At 70.4% G+C, this 25,806-nt stretch carries 19 protein-coding genes; 15 read left to right on the top strand and 4 right to left on the bottom strand.

The window, feature by feature from the left end:
* Nucleotides 1-151: 151 nt before the first annotated feature.
* The 3 genes from AB0959_RS24125 (at nucleotide 152) to AB0959_RS24115 (ending at nucleotide 4,230) form a co-directional block, all read left to right on the top strand.
* Complete coding sequence (locus AB0959_RS24125) at nucleotides 152-1,264, top strand: nitronate monooxygenase (RefSeq protein WP_366828553.1); 1,113 nt, start codon at nucleotides 152-154, stop codon at nucleotides 1,262-1,264.
* Nucleotides 1,261-2,811 carry an acyl-CoA synthetase gene (locus AB0959_RS24120; protein WP_366828552.1) on the top strand — a complete coding sequence of 517 codons (1,551 nt, stop codon included), beginning with the start codon at nucleotides 1,261-1,263 and terminating at the stop codon, nucleotides 2,809-2,811. The genes AB0959_RS24125 and AB0959_RS24120 overlap by 4 nt, the downstream gene beginning before the upstream one ends.
* A 150-nt stretch (nucleotides 2,812-2,961) precedes the next feature.
* The gene (locus tag AB0959_RS24115; RefSeq protein WP_366828551.1) at nucleotides 2,962-4,230 is read left to right on the top strand and encodes a DUF418 domain-containing protein; all 1,269 of its coding nucleotides are present in this window, start codon (nucleotides 2,962-2,964) and stop codon (nucleotides 4,228-4,230) included.
* A 50-nt stretch (nucleotides 4,231-4,280) separates the two neighbouring features.
* On the opposite strand, the gene AB0959_RS24110 is transcribed toward AB0959_RS24115, so the two are convergent.
* Nucleotides 4,281-6,725 (bottom strand): penicillin acylase family protein, encoded by a 2,445-nt coding sequence (locus AB0959_RS24110; RefSeq protein ID WP_366828550.1) that lies wholly within the window; start codon nucleotides 6,723-6,725, stop codon nucleotides 4,281-4,283.
* Between the two features lie 208 nt (nucleotides 6,726-6,933).
* Between AB0959_RS24110 and AB0959_RS24105 the strand changes: the two genes are divergently transcribed.
* Together AB0959_RS24105 and AB0959_RS24100 are read left to right on the top strand one after the other, a co-directional pair.
* On the top strand, nucleotides 6,934-8,439 hold the full coding sequence (locus AB0959_RS24105; protein WP_366828573.1) for an acyl-CoA synthetase: 1,506 nt from the start codon (nucleotides 6,934-6,936) through the stop codon (nucleotides 8,437-8,439).
* A 195-nt stretch (nucleotides 8,440-8,634) separates the two neighbouring features.
* Nucleotides 8,635-9,450, top strand: coding sequence for an SAM-dependent methyltransferase (locus AB0959_RS24100; RefSeq protein WP_366828549.1), 816 nt, complete (start codon nucleotides 8,635-8,637; stop codon nucleotides 9,448-9,450).
* 175 nt (nucleotides 9,451-9,625) lie between these two features.
* Here AB0959_RS24100 and paaK read toward each other — a convergent pair whose 3' ends face one another.
* Nucleotides 9,626-10,921 carry a phenylacetate--CoA ligase PaaK gene (gene paaK / locus AB0959_RS24095; protein ID WP_366828548.1) on the bottom strand — a complete coding sequence of 432 codons (1,296 nt, stop codon included), beginning with the start codon at nucleotides 10,919-10,921 and terminating at the stop codon, nucleotides 9,626-9,628.
* Nucleotides 10,922-11,146: 225 nt separating this feature from the next.
* On the opposite strand from paaK, the gene AB0959_RS24090 reads away from it, so the two are divergent.
* Nucleotides 11,147-11,995 (top strand): alpha/beta hydrolase, encoded by an 849-nt coding sequence (locus AB0959_RS24090; RefSeq protein WP_366828547.1) that lies wholly within the window; start codon nucleotides 11,147-11,149, stop codon nucleotides 11,993-11,995.
* A gap of 785 nt (nucleotides 11,996-12,780) precedes the next feature.
* Here AB0959_RS24090 and AB0959_RS24085 read toward each other — a convergent pair.
* Complete coding sequence (locus AB0959_RS24085) at nucleotides 12,781-13,821, bottom strand: aldo/keto reductase (RefSeq protein ID WP_366828546.1); 1,041 nt, start codon at nucleotides 13,819-13,821, stop codon at nucleotides 12,781-12,783.
* A 140-nt stretch (nucleotides 13,822-13,961) separates the two neighbouring features.
* Here AB0959_RS24085 and AB0959_RS24080 point away from each other — a divergent pair, with 140 nt between their 5' ends.
* A complete protein-coding gene (locus tag AB0959_RS24080; protein WP_366828572.1) occupies nucleotides 13,962-14,558 on the top strand; it encodes a TetR/AcrR family transcriptional regulator in 597 nt (198 codons plus the stop codon).
* A 468-nt stretch (nucleotides 14,559-15,026) separates the two neighbouring features.
* Here the strand turns inward: AB0959_RS24080 and AB0959_RS24075 are convergent, their stop codons facing one another.
* Nucleotides 15,027-16,646 (bottom strand): acyl-CoA synthetase, encoded by a 1,620-nt coding sequence (locus AB0959_RS24075; RefSeq protein WP_366828545.1) that lies wholly within the window; start codon nucleotides 16,644-16,646, stop codon nucleotides 15,027-15,029.
* Between the two features lie 178 nt (nucleotides 16,647-16,824).
* Here AB0959_RS24075 and AB0959_RS24070 point away from each other — a divergent pair, with 178 nt between their 5' ends.
* The 8 genes from AB0959_RS24070 to AB0959_RS24035 all read left to right on the top strand — a co-directional run bounded on the left by AB0959_RS24070 (nucleotide 16,825) and on the right by AB0959_RS24035 (nucleotide 25,726).
* Nucleotides 16,825-17,625, top strand: coding sequence for a crotonase/enoyl-CoA hydratase family protein (locus AB0959_RS24070; RefSeq protein WP_366828544.1), 801 nt, complete (start codon nucleotides 16,825-16,827; stop codon nucleotides 17,623-17,625).
* 164 nt (nucleotides 17,626-17,789) lie between these two features.
* The gene (locus tag AB0959_RS24065) at nucleotides 17,790-18,740 is read left to right on the top strand and encodes an OB-fold domain-containing protein (RefSeq protein WP_366828543.1); all 951 of its coding nucleotides are present in this window, start codon (nucleotides 17,790-17,792) and stop codon (nucleotides 18,738-18,740) included.
* Nucleotides 18,737-19,780, top strand: a complete 1,044-nt coding sequence (locus AB0959_RS24060) for a thiolase domain-containing protein (protein WP_366828542.1) — start codon at nucleotides 18,737-18,739, stop codon at nucleotides 19,778-19,780. Before AB0959_RS24065 ends, AB0959_RS24060 begins: the two co-directional genes overlap by 4 nt.
* A gap of 5 nt (nucleotides 19,781-19,785) precedes the next feature.
* Complete coding sequence (locus AB0959_RS24055; RefSeq protein ID WP_366828541.1) at nucleotides 19,786-20,949, top strand: thiolase domain-containing protein; 1,164 nt, start codon at nucleotides 19,786-19,788, stop codon at nucleotides 20,947-20,949.
* A gap of 85 nt (nucleotides 20,950-21,034) precedes the next feature.
* Nucleotides 21,035-21,280, top strand: coding sequence for a DUF397 domain-containing protein (locus AB0959_RS24050; RefSeq protein WP_366828540.1), 246 nt, complete (start codon nucleotides 21,035-21,037; stop codon nucleotides 21,278-21,280).
* Nucleotides 21,281-21,683: 403 nt separating this feature from the next.
* Nucleotides 21,684-22,553 (top strand): DUF4394 domain-containing protein, encoded by an 870-nt coding sequence (locus AB0959_RS24045; RefSeq protein WP_366828539.1) that lies wholly within the window; start codon nucleotides 21,684-21,686, stop codon nucleotides 22,551-22,553.
* A 214-nt stretch (nucleotides 22,554-22,767) separates the two neighbouring features.
* A complete protein-coding gene (locus AB0959_RS24040) occupies nucleotides 22,768-23,265 on the top strand; it encodes a hypothetical protein (RefSeq protein ID WP_366828538.1) in 498 nt (165 codons plus the stop codon).
* Between the two features lie 94 nt (nucleotides 23,266-23,359).
* Complete coding sequence (locus AB0959_RS24035; protein ID WP_366828536.1) at nucleotides 23,360-25,726, top strand: glycoside hydrolase family 95 protein; 2,367 nt, start codon at nucleotides 23,360-23,362, stop codon at nucleotides 25,724-25,726.
* Nucleotides 25,727-25,806: the final 80 nt, after the last annotated feature.

The following is a 25,806-nucleotide window of genomic DNA, read 5'->3' as shown; positions in this document are numbered from 1 at the left end:
GGGGGCGCGGGGAACTGCGCGACCAGCCACATCGGACCCGCAGCCGACGAACGACCCATCGCCCCCCTCAGGCGCGTCCCCACAGCAAGCAATCTGACGGAGCATCAGAAAACCCCTTCCCTCGTCCGGAGGACTACGGCATCCTGCGCCCATGCAGACGGAGCTGAGCAACAACCTGGGAGTCGAGCACGCCGTCTTCGGCTTCACGCCGTTCCCCGCCGTCGCCGCGGCCATCAGCCGGGCCGGCGGCTTCGGGGTGCTCGGCGCGGTCCGCTACACGGCCCCCGACGACCTCAAACGCGACCTCGACTGGATCGAGGCCCACGTCGACGGCAAGCCGTACGGCCTGGACGTCGTGATGCCGGCCAAGAAGGTCGAGGGCGTCACCGAGGCCGACGTCGAGGCGATGATCCCGGAGGGCCACCGGCAGTTCGTCAAGGACACCCTCGCCAAGTACGGCGTGCCCGAACTCGCCGAGGGCGAGGCCTCCGGCTGGCGCATCACCGGCTGGATGGAGCAGGTCGCCCGCACCCAGCTCGACGTCGCCTTCGACTACCCGATCAAGCTGCTCGCCAACGCGCTCGGCTCGCCGCCCGCCGACGTCATCGACCGCGCCCACGAGCAGGACATACTCGTCGCCGCGCTCGCCGGCAGCGCCCGGCACGCACGCAAGCACGCGGACGCGGGCATCGACATCGTCGTCGCCCAGGGCTACGAGGCCGGCGGTCACACCGGCGAGATCGCCTCCATGGTGCTCACCCCCGAAGTCGTGGACGCCGTCGACCCGTTGCCCGTGCTGGCCGCGGGCGGCATCGGCAGCGGACAACAGGTGGCGGCCGCCCTGGCTCTCGGCGCCCAAGGTGTGTGGCTGGGCTCCATATGGCTCACCACCACCGAGGCCGAGCTCCCGTCGCCGAGGCTGATCGAGAAGCTGTTCGCCGCCGGTTCGGGCGACACCGTCCGCTCCCGCGCGCTCACCGGGAAGCCCGCACGCCAGCTCCGCACCGAATGGACCGACGCCTGGGACGACCCGAACGGACCCGGCGCGCTCCCCATGCCACTTCAAGCACTGCTCTGCGCCGACGCCGTCTCCCGCGTCCAGAAGTACGAGGTGGAACCGCTCCTCGGCACCCCGGTCGGGCAGATCGTCGGCCGGATGAACAGCGAGCGCAGCGTCCAGCAGGTCTTCGACGACCTCACCCGCGGCTTCGAGAAGGCCGTCGACCGCGTCAACCGGATCGCCGGAAGGAGCGCCGAACAGTGAGCCAAGCCCCCCACGGTTTCTGGGCCCAGGCCGCAGCGGACCCGGACCGCACCGTCCTCATCGCGCCGGACGGCGAGGAGTGGACCGCCGGGCGCCTCCACGCGGCCGCCAACCGCCTCGTCCACGGGCTGCGCGCGGCCGGACTGCGGCGCGGGGACGCCTTCGCGGTCGTGCTCCCGAACGGCGTGGAGTTCCTCACCGCGTACCTGGCCGCCACCCAGGCCGGCCTCTACCTCGTCCCCGTCAACCATCACCTCGTCGGCCCCGAGATCGCCTGGATCGTCTCCGACTCGGGCGCCAAGGTACTCATCGCACACGAGCGGTTCGCCGAGGCCGCGCGCCACGCCGCCGACGAGGCCAAGCTGCCCGACAGCCACCGGTACGCCGTCGGCACCGTCGAGGGCTTCAGCCCGTACGGCGAACTCCTCGTCGGACAGCCCGAGTCGGCACCCTCCGAGCGCACCCTCGGCTGGGTCATGAACTACACGTCGGGCACGACCGGCCGTCCCCGCGGCATCCGGCGCCCGCTGCCCGGCAAGCTCCCCGAGGAGTCGTACCTCGGCGGCTTCCTCGCCATCTTCGGCATCCAGCCGTACGACGACAACGTGCACCTGGTGTGCTCGCCGCTCTACCACACGGCGGTCCTGCAGTTCGCGGGCGCGTCCCTGCACATCGGGCACCGGCTGGTGCTGATGGACAAGTGGACGCCCGAGGAGATGCTCCGCCTCATCGACACCCACAACTGCACGCACACCCATATGGTCCCCACACAGTTCCACCGCCTGCTGGCCCTCCCGGACCACATCAGGCGCTCGTACGACGTGTCGTCCATGCGGCACGCCATCCACGGTGCCGCCCCCTGCCCGGACCATGTGAAGCGGGCCATGATCGAGTGGTGGGGGCACAGCGTCGAGGAGTACTACGCGGCCAGCGAGGGAGGTGGCGCCTTCGCCACCGCCGAGGACTGGCTGAAGAAACCCGGCACCGTCGGCAAGGCCTGGCCCATCAGTGAGCTCGCGGTCTTCGACGACGACGGCAACCGGCTGCGGCCCGGTGAACTCGGCACCGTCTACATGAAGATGAGCACCGGCGGATTCTCGTACCACAAGGACGAGACCAAGACGAAGAAGAACCGCATCGGCGACTTCTTCACCGTCGGCGACCTCGGCTACCTCGACGAGGACGGCTACCTCTTCCTCCGTGACCGCAAGATCGACCTGATCATCTCCGGTGGCGTCAATATCTACCCCGCCGAGATCGAGGCAGCCCTGCTCACGCACCCCGCCGTCGCCGACGCGGCCGCCTTCGGCATCCCGCACGACGACTGGGGCGAGGAGGTCAAGGCCGTCGTCGAGCCCGCCCCGGGCTTCCTGCCCGGTGCGACGCTGGCCGAGGAGATCCTGAGCCACTGCGCACGCCAACTCGCGGGCTACAAGCGCCCCAAGAGCGTCGACTTCATCGAGGCGATGCCCCGCGACCCCAACGGCAAGCTCTACAAACGACGGCTGCGCGAGCCGTACTGGGAGGGGCGGGCCAGGACCGTCTGACCGGGCCGGACGACCGCACGCGGTTCACCGGGGGTCACCGGGTACTGCGGCTTTTGTCGCGGACCCGAGGGCCGACGTCATCCTTTCGTCGGCCCTCGCTCGACCTTCGACGGATGTCGTCCCTGGTCACGCGCTTCCTAGCGTGAGGCCATGACGATCCAGACGAAGGAAGGACCGCTGCGGCGCGGAGCCGTGCGGTCCGGGGAACGGGCACTCGCACCCGATCTGGCACGCGGCATCATGCTGCTGCTCATCGTGCTGTCCAACACCGCCTTCCACCTCTGGGCGGCCCGGCGCGGGCCCTCCGGATGGCAGCCCGTGGACGGCTCGTGGATCGACCACGCCGTGCAGTTCACCATGATCACCGTGCTGGACCTGCGGGCCTACCCGCTCTTCGCCTTCCTCTTCGGCTACGGCATGACACAGCTCTACCTCCGGCAGACCGCCGCCGGCACCTCGGAGCGAGACGCCGCGGGGATCCTGCGCCGGCGCAGCCTGTGGCTGATCGTCATCGGTCTGGCGCACTCCACGCTGCTGATGGCGGGCGACATCGTCGGCTACTACGGCGTGCTGAGCCTCGTCCTCGGCCTGGTCTTCCTCCGGCGCGGCGAACGCGCCCTGAAGTGGTGGATCTGGATCGGTGTCGCCCTCCTCGTGCTCCTCGCGGCCGAACCCGTCGTCACCGCACTGCTCCGGGGCGAGTTGGGCGCACTCGGTGACGCCGGCGCGGAACCCGGCTTCAAGGCGTACGGCGCGGACGAGGAGAGCTGGTTCGCCGCGGCGGGCGTACGGATGGAGAGCGGGCTGTACATCACTTTCGTGGCCGCCCCGCTGTCCCTGATCAGTGGTGGGTACGTGATCTTCCTGCTCGGCTTCTGGGCGGCACGCCGCCGGATCCTGGAAGACCCCGGGCGCCGTCTGACCCTGCTGCGCCGGACCGCGGTCATCGGCATCGCGGTCGGCTGGCTCGGCGCACTGCCCGCCGCGCTCGCCCACGTCGGGGCCCTCGACGTACCGGACGACGCACAGAGCGAGACGGGCGCGCTCACGCTCCTCCGGGACGTCACCGGCAATGCCGCCGGCATCGGTTACGTCGCCGCCGTCGCCCTCTTCGCGCACTGGTGGACCGGTCGGCCGGCCCGGCGCGGTGCCACGGCCGTGGCGGCGGTCTCCGCGGTCGGCAAGCGGTCCCTGTCCTGCTACCTCGCCCACTCGCTGATCTTCGCCCCGCTGCTGGCCGCCTGGGGACTCGGCCTCGGCGAGCATCTGGGCAGCGCGACGATGGCGCTCGTCGCGGTGGGCGTGTGGCTGGTCACCGTGGCGGGGGCGCACGCCCTGGAGCGCGCCGGCCGCCGAGGCCCCGCGGAAGCGGTACTCCGCCGGCTGATGTACGGGGCCAGGTCCGGGAGCGGGGGATGAGTGTGGTGCCGCCACGGGGGGCGGCACCACACTCCCGCGCGTCCGACGACTCAGCGGTGTTCGCTCACCCGGACCACCTTGAGCTTCGGCGAGGACAGGATGTCCTTCTCGCAGAAGCGCGACGTCACCCACTTCTCACCGGAGAACAGCCGTGTCTGGTCGCTGTAGTGCGGCGACTTCGGGTTCGACGACTGGGAGTACGTCAGGAGGGTGCGCGCCACCGGGCAGCGACCGCCGTCCCAGCCGACCGCCTGGATGTGGCTGGAGCCCATCGGCACCTCCGTGTAGCCGCCGCCCGACGCGTCCCACGTCGGCTCGATCACGTTCCACACCCCGAGCCTCCCGGCGCCGCCCGGTACCGGGATGCGCTCGCCGCCACGGACGACGAACTGGTGCTCGCCGAGCTTCGCGTCCAGGGCGATGCCCGCGGACCGCAGTTCCGCCACCGCGTCGGCGAGGGCCGCGGCGAGACCGGGCGCGTCGGGGTTGAGCGTGCGGGGCGTCCGGATCGGGTCCGCCGCCGAGAACGGCACCTTCCACAGCTGGCCCGGGGCCACCGTCTGGGTCACCTTCCGCCAGAACCGGTCGAAGAGCAGCGCTCCCCGGCTGCCGGTGTTCATGGTGCGATCCCACGCCTTCAGCACGCCGCACGCCTCCGACACGTCAACGGCCTTGCCGTCACTGCCGGTCGCGCTGCCGCCGGGCAGCGCGGCACACGCCCGCGCCAGGTCCTCGGCGGCGAGGTCGCCCGCGGGCACCCGGTTGGCGAACTGCTGCCGCTGCAGGTCCCGTACGGTCAGATCGCCCCGCTCGGCCATCGCCGCCACGTCCTCGATGCCGCCGCGGGTACGCAGGCCGAGGTCGGTGCCCACCGTGCCGAAGATCCGCTCGTACCCGGTGATCGGCCGGTCGGCGTTGGTCATCCACGGGGTGCCGTTCGAGTTCTCCACGTACGGCGCGTCCTTGAGCGTCGGCATCCTCGCCGGTCCGAAGATGCCCGGCTGTACGGCGTCCCGGTCACTGCCGAGGGCGCAGTCGCCGCGCGAGCCGTCGAGGATCGCGATACCGGACGCCGGATACGTGGTCTTCCCGAGCGCCGTCGAGCAGCGCTCCGCCAACTCGTCGGTTATGCGGGGGACCACCTGCGACTGGGTGTAGAGGGAGTGTCCCGCCCGGTCGGCGGCGATCGTGTTCACCCAGGGGATGCCCTGGTGCTCGGCGAGGGACTTCAGGACGTCGTCCGTGCTCCGCGCCTTGCTGAAGCCGAGCGAGGTGTCGGCGAAGCGGAGGTTCACGGCGTTGGGGTCGTACAGGGCGTACGCCGTGGTGGTGGTCCATGGCAGCGGGGCCTGGGGGCCCATCGCGTTGACCACCGGGCCGTAGCGCGTCCACCACTGGGTGCGGGTCACCGGGGCGCCGTCCTTGACCGCCACGGTCACGGTCCGCTTCGTCATCCTCTCCGGCCTGCCGTCGACCAGATACGTCGTCGGGTCGGCCGGATCGAGCGTCAGCTGGTGGAAGTTGGCCGGAATGCCGGTGGAGACGGTGTGGCTCCACGCCACGTGGGCGTTGAAGCCGATGGATATCGCGGGCATGCCGAGCAGTGAGCCGCCGGAGACGTTCAGCTCTCCGGGGATCGTCTGCTGCGACTGCCAGAAGCGGCGCCCGCCCTGCCACGGGTAGTGCGGGTTGCCGAGCAGCAGTCCGCTCCCGTTCGCCGTCGTGTCGCCGCGGAAGGCGACCGCGTTCGAGCCCATGTCGGCGGTGCCCCACAGGGTGTCCGCCGCCTTCGCGACGGCTTTCGCCGTGGGCTTGCGCGCGGCCGGGGAGCCGGTGCCGGAGCCGGTCGGGGGCTGGGCCGTCGTGATGGCGTCCACGAGGCGTCCCTCGCCCGCGATCGCGGCGATGGCGAGGCCCCGGGCGGCCACGTCGAGCTCGGTGACCGGCCGCACCCAGGAGGCGCCCTTGCAGGACGGGTCGGTGATCTTGTTCTGCTTCAGCCAGGCGTTGTAGCCCGCCGCCCAGCCGCGCATCATGGCGCGCGCCTCACGGGTCGGGCCCGCGGGATCGGGCTCCGCGAGCAGCTTCTCCACCGTGCGGGTCTCGCGGACGCCGCGGAAGTACAGATCGCTGGTGAGGTTCGTACGCGCCGCCGAGAGCGCGCCGTCGGCGGCCGTGTCGGCCCCGAAGTACCGCGAACGCTCGCCCCGCAGGGTGACGAAACCGTCCGCGAGCGTGCACACCTCGTCGGCGGCCTGCGCCCAGCCCTCGCCGAAGCCGATGCCGGCGTGGTTCTTCGCGACGATGTGGGGGATGCCGTACTCGGTGTAGCGGATGACGGCGGACAGAGCGCCGTTCGAAGGGCGTTCCTGGCGTTCCTGGCGTTCCTGACGCGCCTGACGGTCCGGTGCGTCGGCCGCGGCGGCCGGCAGGGACCCGGCGGCGGTCAGCAGGACGGCGGCCGTCACGGCGAGTCGTCTCAGGCGGGTGCGCAAATCGAGCCTCCCAACATCTCTGGGGGAAGGGGAGGTTGAGCGTAACAACCAGTAAGTCCTGCGGCCCGTGCGTACGTTCGAGTCGCGGGAGGGTTGATCCACTTCAGGCCATGTCGCCCGGCTTCGGGGGGTGTGCGCGCCGCGCTTGACCCCGCTCACGCGGCGCGACGAGGATCACGCCAAGGACAGCGGGACGAAGGAGCAGGGCATGACGGTGGCGGCCGGTCGCAGCGTGACGGTGGACGGGGTGCTGCGGCGCAGCGCCCGGCGGACCCCCGCCCGCGTCGCGGTCCACTACGGCGAACGGTCCTGGACGTACGCGGAACTGGAGGACGCCGTCTCCCGCGCCGCCCGGGCGCTGCGCGACACCGGGCTCGCTCCCGGCGACCGTGTCGGCGCCTACGGCCACAACTCGGACGCGTACCTGATCGCCTTCCTGGCCTGCGCCCGCGCCGGACTGGTCCACGTCCCCGTCAACCACAACCTGACCGGCGACGACCTGACGTACATCCTCGACCAGTCCGGCAGCGCCCTCGTGCTGACGGACCCCGGGCTCACCGGTCATCTCCCGGACGGCGTAAGGACGCTGGCGCTGCGCGACACCGACGACTCGCTGCTCGCACGGCTCGCCACCACCTCCCCGTACGACGGGGAGGAGCCGCGGCCCGAGGACCTCACGCAGTTGCTGTACACCTCCGGCACCACCGCGCTCCCCAAGGGCGCGATGATGACGCACCGGGCGCTCGTGCACGAGTACCTCAGCGCGATCGCCGCGCTCGACCTCCAGGCGGGCGACCGGCCCGTGCACGCGCTGCCGCTGTACCACTCGGCGCAGATGCACGTCTTCCTGCTGCCGTACCTGGCGGTGGGCGCCGAGAACGTCATCCTCGACGCACCCGACGGCGACACGCTCCTCGACATGATCGAGACCGGCCGCGCGGACAGCGTGTTCGCCCCGCCCACCGTGTGGATCGGCCTGGCGGGCCGCCCCGACTTCGCCACCCGTGACCTGAGCGGACTGCGCAAGGCCTACTACGGGGCGTCGATCATGCCGGTGCCCGTCCTGGAGCGGCTGAAGGAGCGGCTGCCCAAGCTGGCCTTCTACAACTGCTTCGGACAGAGCGAGATCGGCCCCCTGTCCATGGTCCTCGGGCCGTACGAGCACAAGGGGCGCATGGACTCCTGCGGGCGTCCCGTGCTGTTCGTCGAGGCGCGGGTAGTCGACGAGTCCGGCCAGGACGTGCCCGACGGGGAGCAGGGCGAGATCGTCTACCAGTCGCCGCAACTGTGCGACGGCTACTGGGAGAAGCCGGACGAGACGGCCGACGCCTTCCGCGACGGATGGTTCCACTCCGGGGACCTGGCCGTGCGGGACACCGAGGGGTACTTCACGATCGTCGACCGGGTGAAGGACGTCATCAACTCCGGTGGCGTCCTGGTCGCCTCACGTCAGGTCGAGGACGCGCTGTACACGCACGAGCAGGTCGCCGAGGTCGCCGTGATCGGCCTCCCCGACGCCAAGTGGATCGAGGCCGTGACCGCCGTGGTCGTCCCCCGTGGCGAGGTGACGGAGGACGACCTGCTGGCCCACGCCCGCGAGAGGCTCGCCGGCTTCAAGGCGCCCAAGAGGGTCCTGTTCGTGGACGAACTGCCGCGCAACGCCAGTGGGAAGATCCTGAAGCGGGAACTGCGGGACCGGTTCGCGGAGGCCTGAGAAGCCCTGTGAGCGGTCTCGGCTCCTCGCGTTCGCGACCATTGGGCCGGGCGAGTGTTCGGGCACGGGTGGCCGCCTGGGCATAGGATCACCCCGTGACAACCGGCGTTCGATGCGCGAACTCGTCTGCGCGCTCCCGGCCTTGGCCTCCAGGTTGTCCCGCCAGTTCATGCCTCGGCTGAGGAGACGGAACCCATGACCGACCACGCGACCACGCCCGAACCAATGGCGAAGCGGAAGATCGACACCTCGGTCCCGCACTCGGCGAGGATCTGGAACTACTGGCTCGGCGGCAAGGACAACTACCCCGTGGACGAGGAGGCCGGCGACGCGTACACCGCCGTCTTCCCCGGTATCGTCACGATCGCCCGCAGCAGCCGGGCCTTCCTCGGCCGCAGTATCCGCTACCTGGTCGAGGAGGCGGGCGTCCGGCAGTTCCTGGACGTCGGGACCGGACTGCCGACCGTGGACAACACCCACGAGGTCGCCCAGCGGCTCGCCCCGGAATCCAGGATCGTCTACGTCGACAACGACCCGCTGGTCCTCGCCCATGCGCGTGCCCTGCTCTACTCCTCCTCGGAGGGCGCGACCGCGTACGTGGACGCCAGCCTGTACGAGCCGGAGCGCATCCTGGCGGCCGCCGCCGAGACGCTGGATCTCTCCCGTCCCACCGCTCTGATCTTCAGCGGCATCCTGGGACACGTCGGTGACTACGACAAGGCACGCTCGATCGTCAGCGGGCTCGTGGACGCCCTGCCATCCGGCAGCTACCTGTCCGTCAACGAGGGTTCGCGGGGCACCGACCCGGACTACGAACAGGCGCAGGACGCCTACAACGAGACCGGCGCGGTGCCGTACTTCCTGCGGCCCGTGGAGCAGATCACGGCCTTCTTCGACGGTCTGGAACTGGTGGAGCCGGGGGTCGTCTCGGTGCCGCTGTGGCGGCCGGAGGTGAGTGAGCCCGCGCCGGTGCCGATCGGCCAGCACGGCGGCCTGGCCCGCAAGCCCTGAGCCCACCAGTCGGCCAGGGATTTCTCGCCCCCGCCGCCCCTGCCCGTCCCATCCTGTCCCTGGGGGCTGGCCCCCCAGACCCCCGCAGAAAAGCCTCTCCGGCGTCTGAGGACCGGGGTCCGGGGCGGAGCCCCGGGGATGGGAGGGGTAGGGGCGGCGGGGGTGAGGGAACCAGCTACCGCGGACGCAGGTCCACGATCCGCTTGATCTTCCCTACAGACCGCTCCAAAGACTCCGGCTCGACGATCTCGACCGACACCGACACCCCGATCCCGTCCTTCACCGCAGCGGAGATGACCCGTGCCGCCTCCTCCCGCACCTCCGACCCCGCCCCGGCCCGCGCCTCCGCCCGCACGGTGAGCGCGTCGAGACGCCCCTCACGGGTCAGCCGCAGCTGGAAGTGCGGGGCCACCCCCGGCGTACGGAGCACGATCTCCTCGATCTGGGTGGGGAACAGGTTCACTCCGCGAAGGATCACCATGTCGTCGCTGCGCCCGGTGACCTTCTCGATGCGGCGGAACGTACGAGCGGTGCCCGGCAGCAGTCGCGTCAGATCCCGGGTCCGGTACCGGACCACGGGCATGGCCTCCTTGGTGAGCGAGGTGAACACGAGCTCACCCCGCTCGCCGTCGGGCAGCGCCTCACCCGTGATCGGATCGACGACCTCGGGGAGGAAGTGGTCCTCCCACACGTGCAGCCCGTCCTTCGTCTCCACGCACTCCTGGGCTACACCGGGCCCGATCACCTCCGACAGCCCGTATATGTCGACGGCGTCGATCGCGAACCGCTCCTCGATCTCCCGCCGCATCCCCTCGGTCCACGGCTCGGCCCCGAAGATCCCCACCCGCAGTGACGTGCCGCGCGCGTCGATGCCCTGACGCTCGAACTCGTCCAGCAGGGTCAGCATGTAGGAGGGCGTGACCATGATGATCCCGGGCTTCAGGTCCTGGATCAGCTGTACCTGACGTGCCGTCATGCCACCGGACGCCGGAACGACGGTGCACCCGAGCCGCTCGGCGCCGTAGTGCGCGCCGAGGCCGCCGGTGAACAGCCCGTACCCGTACGCCACATGCACCGTGTCACCGGGCCGCCCCCCGGCCGCCCGGATCGAACGGGCCACCATGTCGGACCACATGGACAGATCGTTCTCGGTGTACCCGACGACGGTGGGCTTCCCGGTCGTCCCGCTCGACGCGTGGACACGCCGGATCCGCTCCCGCGGCACGGCGAACATCCCGTACGGGTAGTGATCCCGCAGATCCGCCTTCGTGGTGAAGGGGAAGCGGACCAGATCGGCGAGCGTACGGCAGTCGTCGGGGCGCACCCCGGCCTTGTCGAACGCCTCCCGGTAGAAGCCCACGTTCGTGTAGGCGTGCCGGAGCGACGCCCGCAGCCGCTCCAGCTGCAAGGCTCGCAGCTCCGGCCCGTCCAGCCGTTCCCCCGCGTCCAGCAGTCCCGCCGCATCCACCATGGGCACTCTCCCTCGCCTCGCCGACCCCCACGCCACAACCACTCGACCGATCATTCGGTCGTTCCGCACATGATCAGTAACCCAGCCACCGGGCCCCGGGCAAGACACGGGCCCGTACTTTTTCCCGCGTCACCCCGCACCACGGGTGCGGACGCGACGGCAGGCCCCGGGCCGGCCGGAGAACCCCGTTGCGATGATCGCCCCGAGGCCGTCAGGATCCTCGGTATGCCGACCTTCACCGCGCCCGACGGGACCCAACTCGCCTATCACCTGACGGGCCACGGAGAGCCGCTCGTCGTCCTCCCGGGTGGGCCGATGCGGGCTTCCGAGTACCTCGGTGATCTGGGAGGCCTGGACGGCCATCGGCAGCTCGTACTGCTCGATCTGCGCGGCACCGGGCAGTCGGCGGTGCCCCGGGACCCCACGACGTACCGGTGCGACCGGCTCGTCGACGACGTGGAGGCGCTGCGCGTGCGGCTCGGCCTGGAACGGATGGACGTGCTCGCGCACTCGGCGGGCGGGAGTCTCGCCATGAGGTACGCGGCCAGCTATCCGGAGCGGGTGGCGCGACTCGCCCTGATCACGGCGACACCCTGGGCGCTCGGGATGCCGGCGACCGTCGAGGACCGGCTGGAGGCGGCCAGGCTGCGCGAGGACGAGCCGTGGTTCGCCGACGCCTACCCGGCGTTCGAGGCGGCCTGGACCGGACAGGGCCCCCAGGATGACGACATGATGGCGTACGCGCCCTTCTTCTACGGACGGTGGGACGCCGCCGCCAGAGCCCACATGGCTGCCGACGAGCACCAGGTCAACGAGGAGGCCTCCGAGCTGTACGGCTCCGAGGGCGCCTATGATCCACCGGCGACCCGGGCCGCTCTCGGCGGGCTCGGCGCGCCGGTGCTCGTGTATGCCGCCGAACTCGACGGCGGCCCCCGCCCCGCACTCGCCCGTCGTGTCGCCGACCTGTTTCCTCGCGCCGAGTTCGCTGTCCAGCGCGGTGCGGGCCACTATCCGTGGCTCGACGACCCCGAGTGGTTCGTGGGGCGCGTCGCGGAGTTCTTCGCACGAGGCTGACCGGTCGCCACGGACCGGCGGGCCCGTGCCGTCCGTGCCCGAGGCGCGGCCTCGGGCCCCACCGCTCAAGAAGCGAGTCGAGCATGGTGCGTGTGCGTACGTCCCTGGCGCAGCTCTCCACCTACGTCCTGGGCCCCAAACTGGCCGGAGCGGCCGTCCTGGCCGGCAACGAGTCGCCGTACGGGCTCCTGCCCGGCGTCGCCGAACGGCTCGCGGAACTTGCCGGCGGCGTCTCGCGGTACCCCGACATGGGCGCCGCCTCGCTCGTCCAGGCCCTCGCCGCACACCACGACCCGCCCCGGAGAGGATCGCCGTCGGCGCGGGCTCCTCCGAGGTCTGCGGGCAACTGCTGCACGCGGTCGTCGGCCCCGGCGACGAGGCCGTCTTCGGCCGGCGTTCCTTCGAGGCGGACCCGGCTCGTCTTCGTCCGCAGCCCCAACAACCCCATTTCCACCGAGGTCGGCGAGCGCGCGCTGCGTGACGTCGTGGACCGGGTGCCGGGCGACGTGCTGATCGTCAAAAGACAGCCCCTCCGTGACCCCGTGAACCAGGTTCTGGCTCACTGCCCGTCGAGGCTCAGTCCGCGTTCGGCGAGTCGGCCTCGGTTGGGCCGGGCTGAAGCAGAAGACCCGGCACGGTGGTGTCATGGCCGGTGGCGTCATCGTCGTCATGGAACACATGAATGGGCCGAATGGGCCGTCGGACAGCGTAAGTTCACCACCGTGACGGACCTGGCCGGCCTCGTCGTGGCCGTGCCGGCGCCGACGTCCGTGGGTGAAACGCGTTCAGGAGGAGAGCGTGCGCCGCCGTTCTTCGGCGGCCAGGGCGGGCCTGCGGTAGTCGATGTCCGAGGGATTGAGGGTGACACCAGGCGGGACGATCTTGTCGATGCGGTCGAGGATCTCTCCGTCGAGGTGGACCTCGGCAGCGGCGAACTGATCGGTCAGCTGGTCAATCGTGCGGGGTCCGAGGATCACCGAGGTGACGGCCGGATGGTTCGCCGCGAACGCCAGCGCCAGATGCGTCAGTGGGGTACCCGCGTCCTGTGCCAGGGCGAGCAGCTCCTCGACGGCGTCGAGCTTGCGCCGATTGCCGGGTAGTTCGAGGTCGAATTTGTGAGACACCACCCGACGGAAGGCGTCGAGTTCGATCTTCTCGCCGCGGCGAATGCGCCCGGTCAGCCAGCCGCTGTTGAGCGGACTCCAGGTCAGCACGCCCAGACCGTACTTGCGCGCGGTGGGTAGTACGTCTGCCTCGATGCCGCGTACGAACAGTGAGTACGGCGGCTGCTCGGTGCGGAAGGGGATGTGGTTGCGCCGGTCGGCCACCCACTGGGCCTCGACCATCTGCTCTGCTGGGAAGTCCGACGTCCCGATGGCCATGATCTTTCCCGCGCGCACCAGGTCGGACAGCACCGACAATGTCTCGTCGATGTCGGTGGCCGGGTCAGGGCGGTGCACCTGGTAGAGGTCGATGCGGTCGGTGTCCAGGCGCCGGAGGCTGTCCTCGACGGCCCGGGTCAGCCAACGCCGGGAATTGCCGCGCCGGTTCGGGGCGTGGTCCCCCATCCGGACCGGGAAGTGGCCCTTGGTTGCGAGCACGACGTCGTCGCGGCGGCCCCGCAGGGCCTTGCCGATGATCTCTTCCGCCTCGCCGCCGGAGTACTGGTCGGCGGTGTCGATGAGGTTGATGCCACCGTCCAGCGCTGTGTGGATCAGGCGTATCGCCTCGTCGTGGTCGCTGTTGCCCCAGGCGCCCAGATGCAGGGTGCCCAGGGCGAACTTGCTGACGGAGATACCGGTACGGCCGAGAATCCGCTGCTGCATGACTGCCTCCCTGATGTCGTTGCCCACGGGGACGAGATACGGAGTTGCTACCCCTCAGACGCTGCCAAGGTAATAGATGCAACATTGGTGTTGCAAGTATCGGCTATGAGGGGCTAGTGATGTAGCGTGTTGATGTGACGGTGCAGAAGCAGCAGACGAAACGGCCCCGCCGGGCCGACACCGAGCGGACCGTGCGGACCATCCTGGAAGCGGCGGAGCGCGTCCTGGCCGCCAACCCGGCGGCGACGATGGAGGAGTTCGCCCGGGCCGCCGGCGTGGCCCGGACCACCGTCCACCGTCGGTTCGCCACCCGTGAGGCGCTACTGGAGGAACTCACCGGCTGGGCCGCCCGCCAGTTCGCCGACGCCGTCGACGCCGCTCGCCCGGACGCCGCGCCGCCGCTCGTCGCCCTCTACCAGATCACCGCAAACGTCCTGCGGGTGAAGACGGACTGGTCGTTCGCCATGAACCGCGCGGCCGAGGACGACCACCCCGAGGCGGCCCGCATCCACGCCGACGTCCGCGCCGTCTGTATCCGGCTCTTCCGCCGCGCCCAGGATGGGGGCGTGCTCCGCCCCGACATCGACCTCGACTGGACCCGGCGCGTCTACTACGCCCTCATCCACGAAGCAGCCAAGGAAGGACTGGCCGGCGCGGACCCCGACGCCCTCGCCACCCGCGTCGTGGACACCCTGCTGCGCGGAGTGGGGACTTCGACCGCGCTCGCCGGAATGTGATTACCCGTAGTCGTCCGCGCCCGTTGCGTCAGGGTCCCCTGCGCCACTCGGCGGAACACCATCCACGGGTCCCGTTCGTTCAACGTGAGGGGTGGGACGCCAGCCGGCCTCGGCGGGTTCTTCGGCGCGGGCCTGATGCCGGCGAGCCGGCAGGAGCCGGTGCCGGTCTCGATGATCGTGCCACGCAGAGGCGGGATCGGTGAAGGTTGTCGCCCGACAGCGTGGCGAGCCGGGCTCCGGCCCGGCCCCTGCACCTGCTCCACGAACGTCCTGCACGGACACGACCGTGCGGTGCGGACGTACCGCCGGACGCGCAAGGCCAGCACTGACGTGCTGGCCGGCAATGGGCAGATCAATGGAACAGCGCTGCTTGCAGCTGACGCGACATTGCGGCACCTTCGACCGAAGATCAACGACTACAAAGCGTAGTCGGCTCACGGAAGTTGCGCGCTCGCCGACGCGGGACGTTCAGCGATCCGCCGCCACCGCCACCGACCGCGCCCACCGATAGTCCGCCTTGCCACTCGGCGAGCGCTGGATGGTGTCCGTGACGACCAGCTGGCGGGGGATCTTGTAGCCGGCGAGACGGGCCCGGCAGTGGGACTGGATGTCCTCCAGCGACAACAGAGGTGCGCCCGCGCGCAGTTGGACCACGGCCGCGACATGGTTGCCCCACGTCGCGTCCGGCACCCCGGCGACCAGCGCGTCGTACACGTCGGGATGGGCCTTGAGGGCCTGTTCGACCTCCTCCGGGTACACCTTCTCGCCGCCGGTGTTGATGCACTGCGAGCCACGGCCGAGGACGGTGACGACTCCCTCCTCGTCGACGGTCGCCATGTCGCCGAGGAGGACCCAGCGCTCGCCGTCCTTCTCGAAGAAGGTCTCGGCCGTTTTCCTCGGGTCGTTGTAGTAGCCCAGCGGTACGTGTCCGCGTTGGGCGACGCGGCCCGGTACGCCCGCGGGGACCGGCTCGTACGTGGCCGGATCCACCACCTGCGTACGGGAGTTGACGCGGACCCTGAAGCCGCGTTCCGGGCCCGAGTCCGCCGTCGCCGTGCCGTTGAAGCCGGACTCCGAGGAGCCGAAGTTGTTCAGCAGCATCACGTTCGGCACGAGCGCCTGGAACTGCTCCCGTACCGTGTCCGACATGATCGCGCCGGACGACGACACGCTGAACATCGAGGAGCAGTCCGTGCCCTTCATCGGCCCGCTCAGCGCGTCGATCAGTGGCCGGAGCATCGCGTCGCCCACCAGCGACATGCTGGTGACCTTCTCCTTCTCGATCGTCCGCAGGACCTCCTCCGGGACGAACTTCCGGTGCAGGACGACCCGCTGGCCGAAGTTGAACCCGATGAACGCCGTGAGCGTCGACGTGCCGTGCATGAGCGGGGGAGTGGGAAAGAAGGTGATCCCGTCCCCGCCGGCCGCCACCCGCTCGGCGAGCTCCTCCGGCTTCTTCACCGGCTCACCCGTCGGCGCACCGCCACCCAACCCCGAGAAGAACAGATCCTCCTGACGCCACATCACCCCCTTGGGCATGCCGGTCGTCCCACCGGTGTAGATGATGAACTGGTCGTCCGCCGAGCGCGCGGGGAACCCCCGCTCCGGGGAGCCGGAGGCCTCGGCGTGGGCGAAATCCACCGCGTCCAGGGCCGGTGCGTCCCGGTCGGGCGTCCCGACCCGGACGAGGTGCCGCAACGCCGGAGCCTGCGGCAGCGCCGCCGCCACCCGATCCGTGAACTCCGCGTCGAAGACGAGTCCCACCAGGTCCGCGTCCCGGTAGAGGTAGACCAGTTCCTCCTCCACGTACCGGTAGTTGACGTTGACCGGCACGACACGCGCCTTCAGACAGCCCAGGGCGGCCTGAAGGTACTCGATGCCGTTGTAGAGGTGGAGCCCGACGTGCTCACCGGGACGTATCCCGCTGTCGATCAGATGGTGGCCGACGCGGTTCGCCGCCGCGTCCAGTTCCCCGTAGGTGAGGCGGCGCTCCGCACCCGTACCGGGGTGGTCGATGTACACGAGGGCCTCGCGGTCGGGGACCACGTCGACGACCGACTCGAACAGGTCGGCAAGGTTGTACTCCACCGCTCCTCCTCACCCCGAACGTCCACGGCTGCCGTACTGACTCGCCGGTCATCAGAGCAAAGCCCGCCACAACTGTGAAGGGTCCGCGCACAAGAAATCTGACTGACTGTCAGAAAACTCTTGAAGTGGCTCGGCCCCTCCTGCAACCTGTTCTCGTTCTGACACAGGGAGGTCGGCGATGGGTGGGACGGAACACCTCACCGTGCGGCGCGAAGGCGCGACACTGGTGCTCACGCTCAACAGGCCGGAAGCGAAGAACGCGCTCTCGTTGCCCATGCTCGTCGGGCTGTACGACGGCTGGATCGAGGCCGACGCGGACGACTCGATCCGCTCGATCGTGTTCACCGGCGCGGGCGGCACGTTCTGCGCGGGCATGGACCTCAAGGCCCTCGCCGGGAAGGGCATGGAGGGACAGCAGTACCGCGACCGGCTCAAGGCGGACCCCGACCTCCACTGGAAGGCGATGCTGCGCCACCACCGGCCCCGCAAGCCGGTGATCGCCGCCGTCGAGGGACACTGCGTCGCCGGCGGTACGGAGATGCTCCAGGGCACCGACATCCGGGTCGCGGGCGAGTCCGCCACCTTCGGCCTCTTCGAGGTCAAGCGCGGTCTGTTCCCCATCGGCGGCTCAACGGTCCGCCTCCAGCGCCAGATCCCGCGCACCCACGCCCTGGAGATGCTGCTCACCGGCCGCCCGTACAGCGCCCGGGAGGCCGCCGGTATCGGGCTCGTCGGGCACGTCGTCCCCGACGGGACGGCGCTCGCCAGGGCCCTGGAGATCGCCGAGCAGATCAACGCCTGCGGCCCGCTCGCCGTCGAGGCGGTCAAGGCCTCCGTGTACGAGACCGCCGAGTTGACCGAGACCGACGGACTCGCCGCGGAACTGAAGCGCGGCTGGCCGATCTTCGACACGGCCGACGCCAAGGAGGGCTCCCGCGCCTTCACGGAGAAGCGACCACCCGTCTACAAGCGCGCGTAGGCGCTCCGCCTGAGGCCGGTTCACAGTCCGCGGGTTCGTTGTGGCTGGTCGCTTCCCCACTCTCGGCTTCGCTCGAGCGGGGGGACCCCCATCGCGGCGGAGCCGCAGATGTCACAGCCTCGCGCCCCTTGAGGGCGCGGGCCCCTGTTTCGTGAGGAGATGCCGTGCCCGAAGTCCTCAAAGCCCCCCTCGTCGTCGAGTTCCCCTTCACCCGCTCCCTCGGACCCGTGCAGAGCGCCTTCCTCACTGGACTGCGCGAGTGCGTCGTCCTCGGTGTGAGGACCGGCGACGGTCGCGTCCTCGTCCCACCCGTCGAGTACGACCCGGTCACCGCAGAGGAGATCCGCGACCTTGTCGAGGTCGCCCCCACCGGCACCGTCACCACCTGGGCCTGGAACCACGCCCCACGCCGCGGCCAGCCCCTCGACACGCCCTTCGCCTGGGTCCTGGTGAAGCTCGACGGCTCCGACACTGCCCTCCTGCACGCCCTCGACGCCCCGGGACCCGACGCCGTGCACACCGGGATGCGCGTCCGCGTCCGCTGGGCCGCCGAACGCTCCGGCGCCATCACGGACATCGCCTGCTTCGAGCCGGCCGACGGCAAAGCGGCCGAAGTGGCCGAACCGGCGGGACACACCGGCGAGTTCGAGGACGCGGTCACCGGTATCGTCGCCCACGCCCGCCTCGACTACACCTACTCACCGGGCCGCGCCCAGTCCGCCTACATCGCCGCGCTCTCCGGCCGGCGGACCGTCGGCGAACGCTGCCCCTCCTGCCGCAAGGTGTACGTGCCGCCCAGGGGCGCCTGCCCGACCTGTGGCGTCGCGACGTCCGAGCAGGTCGAGGTCGGTCCCGCGGGCACCGTCACCACCTTCTGCATCGTCAACATCAAGGCGAAGAACCTCGACATCGAAGTCCCGTACGTCTACGCCCACATCGCCCTCGACGGAGCCGACCTCGCGCTGCACGGTCGCATCGGAGGCGTCCCGTACGACCAGGTGCGCATGGGCCTCAGGGTCGAACCGGTGTGGACCGAGGGCGGCCGGTACCCGGACCACTACCGGCCGACCGGGGAACCGGACGCCGACTACGAGACGTACAAGGAGCTGCTGTGACCCGCGAGATCGCCGTCGTCGCCTTCGCACAGTCGGACACCCTGCGCACCACCGAGGAACAGTCCGAGGTGGAGATGCTCATGCCGGTCCTGCACGACGTCCTCGAACAGACCGGCCTCAAGGCCGCCGACATCGGCTTCACCTGCTCCGGATCCAGCGATTACCTCGCCGGCCGCGCCTTCTCCTTCACCCTCGCCCTCGACGGCGTCGGTGCCTGGCCGCCGATCTCGGAGTCGCACGTCGAGATGGACGGAGCGTGGGCGCTGTACGAGGCATGGACCAAGCTGCTCACTGGTGACGCCGACACCGCGCTCGTCTACTCGTACGGCAAGTCCTCGCCCGGGCCCGTGCGCGACGTCCTGACCAGGCAGCTCGACCCGTACTACGTGGCACCCCTGTGGCCGGACTCCGTCGCCCTGGCCGCGCTGCAGGCGCAGGCGCTCATCGACGCGGGGGACACGGACGAGCCGGCGCTCGCCGCCGTCGCCGCCCGCAGCCGCGCGGACGCCTCCGCCAACTCCCGTGCCCAGCTGCGGGGTTCGGTGCCGCAGGGGGACCATCTCGTACGGCCCCTGCGCACCGGTGACTGCCCGCCCATCGGTGACGGAGCCGCCGCCGTGATCCTCGCGGCGGGAGAGCGGGCCCGGGAGCTGTGCACGCGGCCCGCCTGGATCCGCGGCATCGACCACCGCATCGAGGCACACGGGCTCGGCGTACGCGACCTGACCGACTCGCCGTCCGCCCGCCTGGCCGCCGAACGGGCCGGAGCCTTCGAACGGCCCGTCGACTCAGCCGAGTTGCACGCGCCCTTCACCTCGCAGGAGGTCGTCCTGCGCAAGGCCCTGGGCCTCGATGACACCGTGCGCGTCAACCCGTCCGGCGGCGCCCTCGCGGCCAATCCGATCATGGCCGCCGGGCTCATCCGCATCGGCGAGGCCGCCGCCCGCATCCACCGGGGCGAATCCGACCGGGCGCTCGCCCACGCGACCTCGGGCCCCTGTCTGCAACAGAACCTGGTCGCCGTCCTGGAAGGGGAGTGAGCGCCATGAGCAAGGAGCCCGTGGCCGTCGTCGGGATCGGCCAGACCAAGCACGTGGCGGCCCGCCGGGACGTGTCGATCGCGGGACTGGTCCGCGAGGCGGCCCGACGCGCCCTCGACGACGCCGAGTTGACGTGGGCCGACATCGACGCCGTCGTCATCGGCAAGGCGCCCGACTTCTTCGAGGGCGTGATGATGCCCGAGCTGTACCTCGCCGACGCGCTCGGGGCAGTGGGCAAGCCCATGCTGCGGGTGCACACGGCCGGTTCGGTCGGCGGGTCGACCGCGCTCGTCGCCGCGAACCTCGTCGCCGCCCGCGTCCACGGCACCGTCCTGACCCTCGCCTTCGAGAAGCAGTCCGAGTCGAACGCGATGTGGGGACTCTCCCTGCCGATCCCGTTCCAGCAGCCCCTGCTGGCGGGTGCGGGCGGCTTCTTCGCCCCGCACGTGCGCGCGTACATGCGACGCACCGGCGCGCCCGACACGGTCGGCTCGCTCGTCGCGTACAAGGACCGGCGCAACGCCCTCAAGAACCCCTACGCGCACCTCCACGAGCACGACATCACTCTGGAGAAGGTCCAGGCCTCGCCCATGCTCTGGGACCCGATCCGCTACTCCGAGACCTGCCCCTCCTCCGACGGTGCCTGCGCGATGGTGCTCACCGACCGTGCGGGCGCGGCCCGTTCGCCGAAACCGCCGGCCTGGATGCTCGGTGGGGCCATGCGCAGCGAACCCACCCTCTTCGCCGGCAAGGACTGTGTGTCGCCGCAGGCCGGCAAGGACTGCGCGGCCGACGTGTACCGGCAGGCGGGCATCGCCGACCCGCGCCGCGAGATCGACGCGGTCGAGATGTACGTGCCGTTCTCCTGGTACGAGCCCATGTGGCTGGAGAACCTGGGCTTCGCTGACGAGGGCGAGGGCTGGAAGCTCACCGAGTCGGGGGTGACCGAGCTCGACGGCGATCTCCCGGTCAACATGTCGGGCGGCGTGCTGTCCACCAACCCCATTGGCGCCTCCGGGATGATCCGGTTCGCCGAGGCGGCGCTCCAGGTACGGGGACAGGCGGGAGAACACCAGGTGGACAGGGCCCGTCGGGTGCTCGGGCACGCCTACGGCGGGGGATCGCAGTTCTTCTCGATGTGGCTGGTGGGCGCCGAACCGCCGGCCTGAGGAACCTCCCCCTCACGTGGCCTGTTGGCGACGGGGACCGATCGCTAGTCTGGCGGGCGGACGACGAACCGGGAGGAGCACGGACGTGGCCGAGACCACCACAATCCAGCAGCACTCGCTCACGGGCTGGCACAAGCCGGACCTGGACCTCAGCAACGCCGACTGGCGGTCCAGCAGCCGAGGGCGGGGCGACGTCCAGATCGCCTTCATCGAGGGCTTCATCGCGATGCGCAACAGCGGACGGCCCGAGAGCCCCTCCCTGATCTTCACGCCCGCGGAGTGGGGCGCCTTCATGTCGGACGCGCGTGAGGGGGAGTTCGACCTGACCTGAGGCACACCGCGCCCGGGGCGGGGCTGACCTCGCCCCGGCCGTCCGGTACGACGCCCGCGGCCGAGTCTCCGACGACCTCGCCGCCTGGGCGTGCACATTCCGATGCCCTGTCCGAGCCCTGCCCCGCTGGCCTGTGCCGCTCCCTTGAGGAGCACCCTGTGGCCGACTGGCCGGGTGGGCTGCGTCTGCCCCTTCATGTCCGGTGGCCGACCGCGGGTTCGTTGTGGCTGGTCGCGCGGTTCCCCGCGCCCCTTACGGGCCGCGCCCGTACGCGCTCAGTCGGCGTCCAGTGGATGTCCAGTCCCCCCTCATAGCTTGTGGCTGCCGAGCCAAGGGTTCGGCGCGGTGGAGCATGCCGCACGCGCTCCTACCCGCCCCACACGCTCAACGGGAGGAATGACCGATGAACGCAGGGCTCAGAAAGAGAATGGCCGCGGCGATCGCGACCGTGTCCGCCGTCGCCGCGCTCGTGGTGGGAGGAACCCCGGGCGTCAGCAACGCCGCGACGATCCCCAGCCTCCAGGCGTTCACGCTCTTGCCCAACGGCAAGACGATGGCCGGGTTCCTGACCGACCAGCCCGGCACGCTCCAGTGGGTCAAGGCCGTCACCGGGCTCGTCGGCGACACCAGCCTGATCGGAATCGACTTCCGCGTACAGAACGGCCTGCTGTACGGCGTCGGCGACAAGGGCGGTGTCTACACGATCACGTACCCGCCGACGACTCCGACCGTGGTGGTCACCAAGGTCTCCCAGCTCAGCGTTCCGCTGCAGGGCACGAACTTCGGTGTCGACTTCAACCCGGCGGCCGACCGTCTGCGCATCGTCAGCGACACCGGTCAGAACCTGGCGCACAACCTCGCCAACAGCCAGACGGCCACGAACACCCCACTGACCACGGACGGCGCGACGACACACGGCGTCAGTGCCGTCGCCTACACGAACAACGACCTGAACCCCACCACCAACACCACGCTTTACGACATCAACACGAACACGGACCAGCTCCTGATCCAGTCGCCGCCCGCCAACGGCCTCCTGGTCGCGAACGGTTCGCTGGGCGCGGACGCGGGACCCAACTCGGGCTTCGACATCTTCAGCGACCTGTCCGCCGGCAAGACGATCTCGGTGACGGGCTTCGCCACCCTGCTCTCACCGGACGGCAGCACCGCGACGTTCAACACTGTCAACCTGTTCACCGGGGAGACGACCTACATCGACACGTTCCCGATCCCCGTGTCCGAGGTGGCCGTCGCACTCGACCCCAACCCCTGAGATCCCGCCTTCGGGATCCCGTGCCAGACCCACGCCTGACCCACGACCGGCCGACCGGCCGGTGACGGTGAGCCCGCCCCACCGCACGTCCCGGGGCGGGCCCGCCACGGTCGGCAGATGCCGAGGTGAGACGCTCGCGGCGGGCGAGCCGCGATTCCGGATTCCGGGCCCGGGCCCCGAGCCGGTTTCGCCGCCGGGCACGTACCATTGCGGCATGTCCTTCCTCCGCCGCCGCAGCGCCACCCCCGCCGGGCCCGACTTCGACGTACTGGCCATGGACCCGGGTGACTGGCCGGGCAACCTCGGCGCGGGCCTGCTGCCCGCCCCCGACGGCAGCTGCCAGGGTGTTTTCCTGCGCTACGACCTGTTCGGCGGCCGGGGGCCCGCCATGATCATCGGCAACCTCCCGGAGGGCTCACCGGCGCGGGACACCGCCGAGGACGAGGTCCCCTTCGAGGTGGCGCAGCTGCTGCTGGCGCTGGAGAACGAGGAGGAGGTCACCGTCGTCGGCTCCGAGGACATGCCGGTGATGCAGGGGGACAACCTCCTGATCGTCCGCCGCCTCAAGCTCTCCGAGAGCCGCATCTCCTGCGTCCAGTTCGACCGCAGTGACAACGTCCTGGTGACCATCGCCGCCTGGGACCGCCCCATCACGGACGACCTCTACGCGCTCCTGAAGCCGTTGCCCGCGGAGCTGTTCCAGCAGGGCTGACGTCCGGACGATCGGCGGACGTGACGACGTCGGCCGTCCGGCGTTCTTGTCATGACTCTTGTTCCTCAGTCATCCGACCATTACGGTCCGGGGCATGTCACCTGAGATGTCCCGGAGAGCGACCCTCAAGAGCGCGCTCGGCGGTGCTGGTGCCCTGACGGTGAGTGGGGGAGCCCTCGTGCAGTCCGCAGAAGCCGCTGATTCATCCTATGTATCCGCCGAGCGGAAGAGTCCTTTGGAGCTGTGGTACACCGCTCCGGCCTCCGACTGGGAGCGCGAGGCCCTGCCCATAGGAGGCGGTGCGCACGGCGCCACGGTGTTCGGCACCCTCGCCTCCGAGCGGCTGCAGCTCAACGAGAAGACCCTGTGGACCGGCGGCCCCGGCTCCGCTCAGGGCTACAACCACGGCAACTGGACCGCACCCCGTCCCGGCGCGATCGAGGGCGTCCAGGAGCGGATCGACGCCGAGACCGAGGTCGACCCCGACTCCGTCACCGCCCGCCTCGGCCAGCCGCGTGTCGGCTACGGCGCCCACCAGACGTTCGGCGACCTCCACCTCGACCTGCCCGGCGCACCCACGGACACTCCCGCCGACTACCGACGGGCCCTCGACCTGCGTGACGCGGTGGCGACCGTGACGTACACGCACCGAGAGACACGCCACACGAGGGAGTTCTTCGCCTCCTATCCGGACGACGTGATCGCCGGCCGCCTCACCGGAGGCGTCACCCTCACCCTGCGCTACACCTCGCCCCGCACCGACTTCACGACGACGGCCGCCGGTGACCGGATCACCGTACGCGGTGAACTCGCCGACAACGGCCTGAAGTTCGAGGCGCAGATCCGCGTCCACCAGGAAGGCGGCGCCCGCACCGCGAACGCGGACGGAACGCTCACCGTCACGGACGCCGACAGTGTGTGGTTCGTCGTCGCGGCGGGCACCGACTACGCCGACACCTACCCGGACTACCGGGGCGACGACCCGCACGGAGCCGTGACCAAGGCCGTCGACGAGGCGTTCCGCAACGGGTACCAAAAGCTCCGGGCACGCCACGTCCGCGACCACCGAGCCCTCTTCGAGCGGGTCGCGCTCGACATCCGCGCCGCAGCCCCGGACGTCCCCACGAACGAACTGCTGGCGGCCTACACCGGCGGAACGACCGCGGCGGACCGTGCCCTGGAGGCCCTGTACTTCCAGTACGGCCGCTACCTCCTCATCGCCTCCTCCCGCCCGGGCTCGCTGCCCGCCAACCTCCAGGGCGTCTGGAACCACAGCACCACACCCCCCTGGTCGGCGGACTACCACACCAACATCAACATCCAGATGAACTACTGGCCCGCCGAGGCCGCCAACCTCACCGAGACCACCGCTCCGTACGACCGCTTCGTCCAGACCTTGCGTGCCCCCGGTCGCCGTACGGCGAAGGAGATGTTCGGCTCGCGCGGCTGGGTCGTCCACAACGAGACCAACCCGTACGGCTTCACCGGTGTGCACGACTGGGCGACCGCTTTCTGGTTCCCCGAGGCGGCCGCGTGGGTGACCCAGCAGATGTACGAGCACTACCGGTTCGGCGGCTCCACGACGTATCTGCGCTCCACCGCTTATCCCGTGATGAAGGAAGCGGCCGAGTTCTGGCTCGACAACCTGCGCACCGACCCGCGCGACGGCACCCTCGTCGTGACGCCCAGCTACTCGCCGGAGCACGGGGAGTTCACCGCGGGCGCGGCCATGTCGCAGCAGATCGTGCACGACCTGTTCACCAACACCCTTGAGGCGGCCCGGATTCTGGGCGACTCCGCCTCCTTCCGCGAGCAACTCGCCGCCGCGCTCGACAAGCTGGACCCTGGCCTTCGTATCGGCTCCTGGGGGCAACTGCAGGAGTGGAAGGCCGACCTGGACGACCCGAAGGACGACCACCGCCACGTCTCCCACCTGTTCGCCCTGCACCCGGGCCGCCAGATCGAGCCGGGCAGCAGGTGGGCCGAGGCCGCGAAGGTCTCGCTCACCGCGCGCGGCGACGGCGGGACCGGCTGGTCCAAGGCGTGGAAGATCAACTTCTGGGCCCGGCTCCGCGACGGCGACCATGCCCACAAGATGCTCGGAGAACAACTCAAGGCCTCGACCCTGCCGAACCTCTGGGACACCCACCCGCCGTTCCAGATCGACGGCAACTTCGGTGCCACCGCCGGAGTCGTCGAGATGCTCCTGCAGAGCCAGTACGACGTGATCGAGATCCTTCCCGCCCTCCCTGGCGCCTGGTCCGACGGTTCGGTCCGCGGCCTGCGGGCGCGGGGCGGCGCCACGGTCGACATCGACTGGGCCGACGGCAAGGCCACCCGCATCGCCCTCACCGCGTCCCGGACGAGGCAACTCACGCTGCGCAGCGAACTGTTGCCAGAAGGGGAAGCCACCTTCAAGGCGGTCGCGGGGCGGCGGTACGTGTGGGGAGCCGAGGGCTGACGATCTCCGGTCGGGTGTTCGGCGACGCGGGTTGACCGCGCCCTCGTGTTCGGTCAGGTTGCCGACAGGGGACCTGGGGG

This window comes from Streptomyces sp. NPDC046862, from assembly GCF_040704615.1.
Lineage (GTDB): Bacteria > Actinomycetota > Actinomycetes > Streptomycetales > Streptomycetaceae > Streptomyces.
Note: the sequence above shows the minus strand (reverse complement) of the source record. Positions and strands in the feature narration are given on the sequence as shown.

Coding starts and splice junctions, on each gene's coding strand:
- AB0959_RS24125 (WP_366828553.1), top strand. CDS start 152: ATGCAGACGGAGCTGAGCAACAACCTGGGAGTCGAGCACGCCGTCTTC.
- AB0959_RS24115 (WP_366828551.1), top strand. CDS start 2,962: ATGACGATCCAGACGAAGGAAGGACCGCTGCGGCGCGGAGCCGTGCGG.
- AB0959_RS24105 (WP_366828573.1), top strand. CDS start 6,934: ATGACGGTGGCGGCCGGTCGCAGCGTGACGGTGGACGGGGTGCTGCGG.
- AB0959_RS24100 (WP_366828549.1), top strand. CDS start 8,635: ATGACCGACCACGCGACCACGCCCGAACCAATGGCGAAGCGGAAGATC.
- paaK (WP_366828548.1), bottom strand. CDS start 10,921: ATGGTGGATGCGGCGGGACTGCTGGACGCGGGGGAACGGCTGGACGGG.
- AB0959_RS24090 (WP_366828547.1), top strand. CDS start 11,147: ATGCCGACCTTCACCGCGCCCGACGGGACCCAACTCGCCTATCACCTG.
- AB0959_RS24085 (WP_366828546.1), bottom strand. CDS start 13,821: ATGCAGCAGCGGATTCTCGGCCGTACCGGTATCTCCGTCAGCAAGTTC.
- AB0959_RS24070 (WP_366828544.1), top strand. CDS start 16,825: ATGGGTGGGACGGAACACCTCACCGTGCGGCGCGAAGGCGCGACACTG.
- AB0959_RS24055 (WP_366828541.1), top strand. CDS start 19,786: ATGAGCAAGGAGCCCGTGGCCGTCGTCGGGATCGGCCAGACCAAGCAC.
- AB0959_RS24045 (WP_366828539.1), top strand. CDS start 21,684: ATGAACGCAGGGCTCAGAAAGAGAATGGCCGCGGCGATCGCGACCGTG.
- AB0959_RS24040 (WP_366828538.1), top strand. CDS start 22,768: ATGTCCTTCCTCCGCCGCCGCAGCGCCACCCCCGCCGGGCCCGACTTC.
- AB0959_RS24035 (WP_366828536.1), top strand. CDS start 23,360: ATGTCACCTGAGATGTCCCGGAGAGCGACCCTCAAGAGCGCGCTCGGC.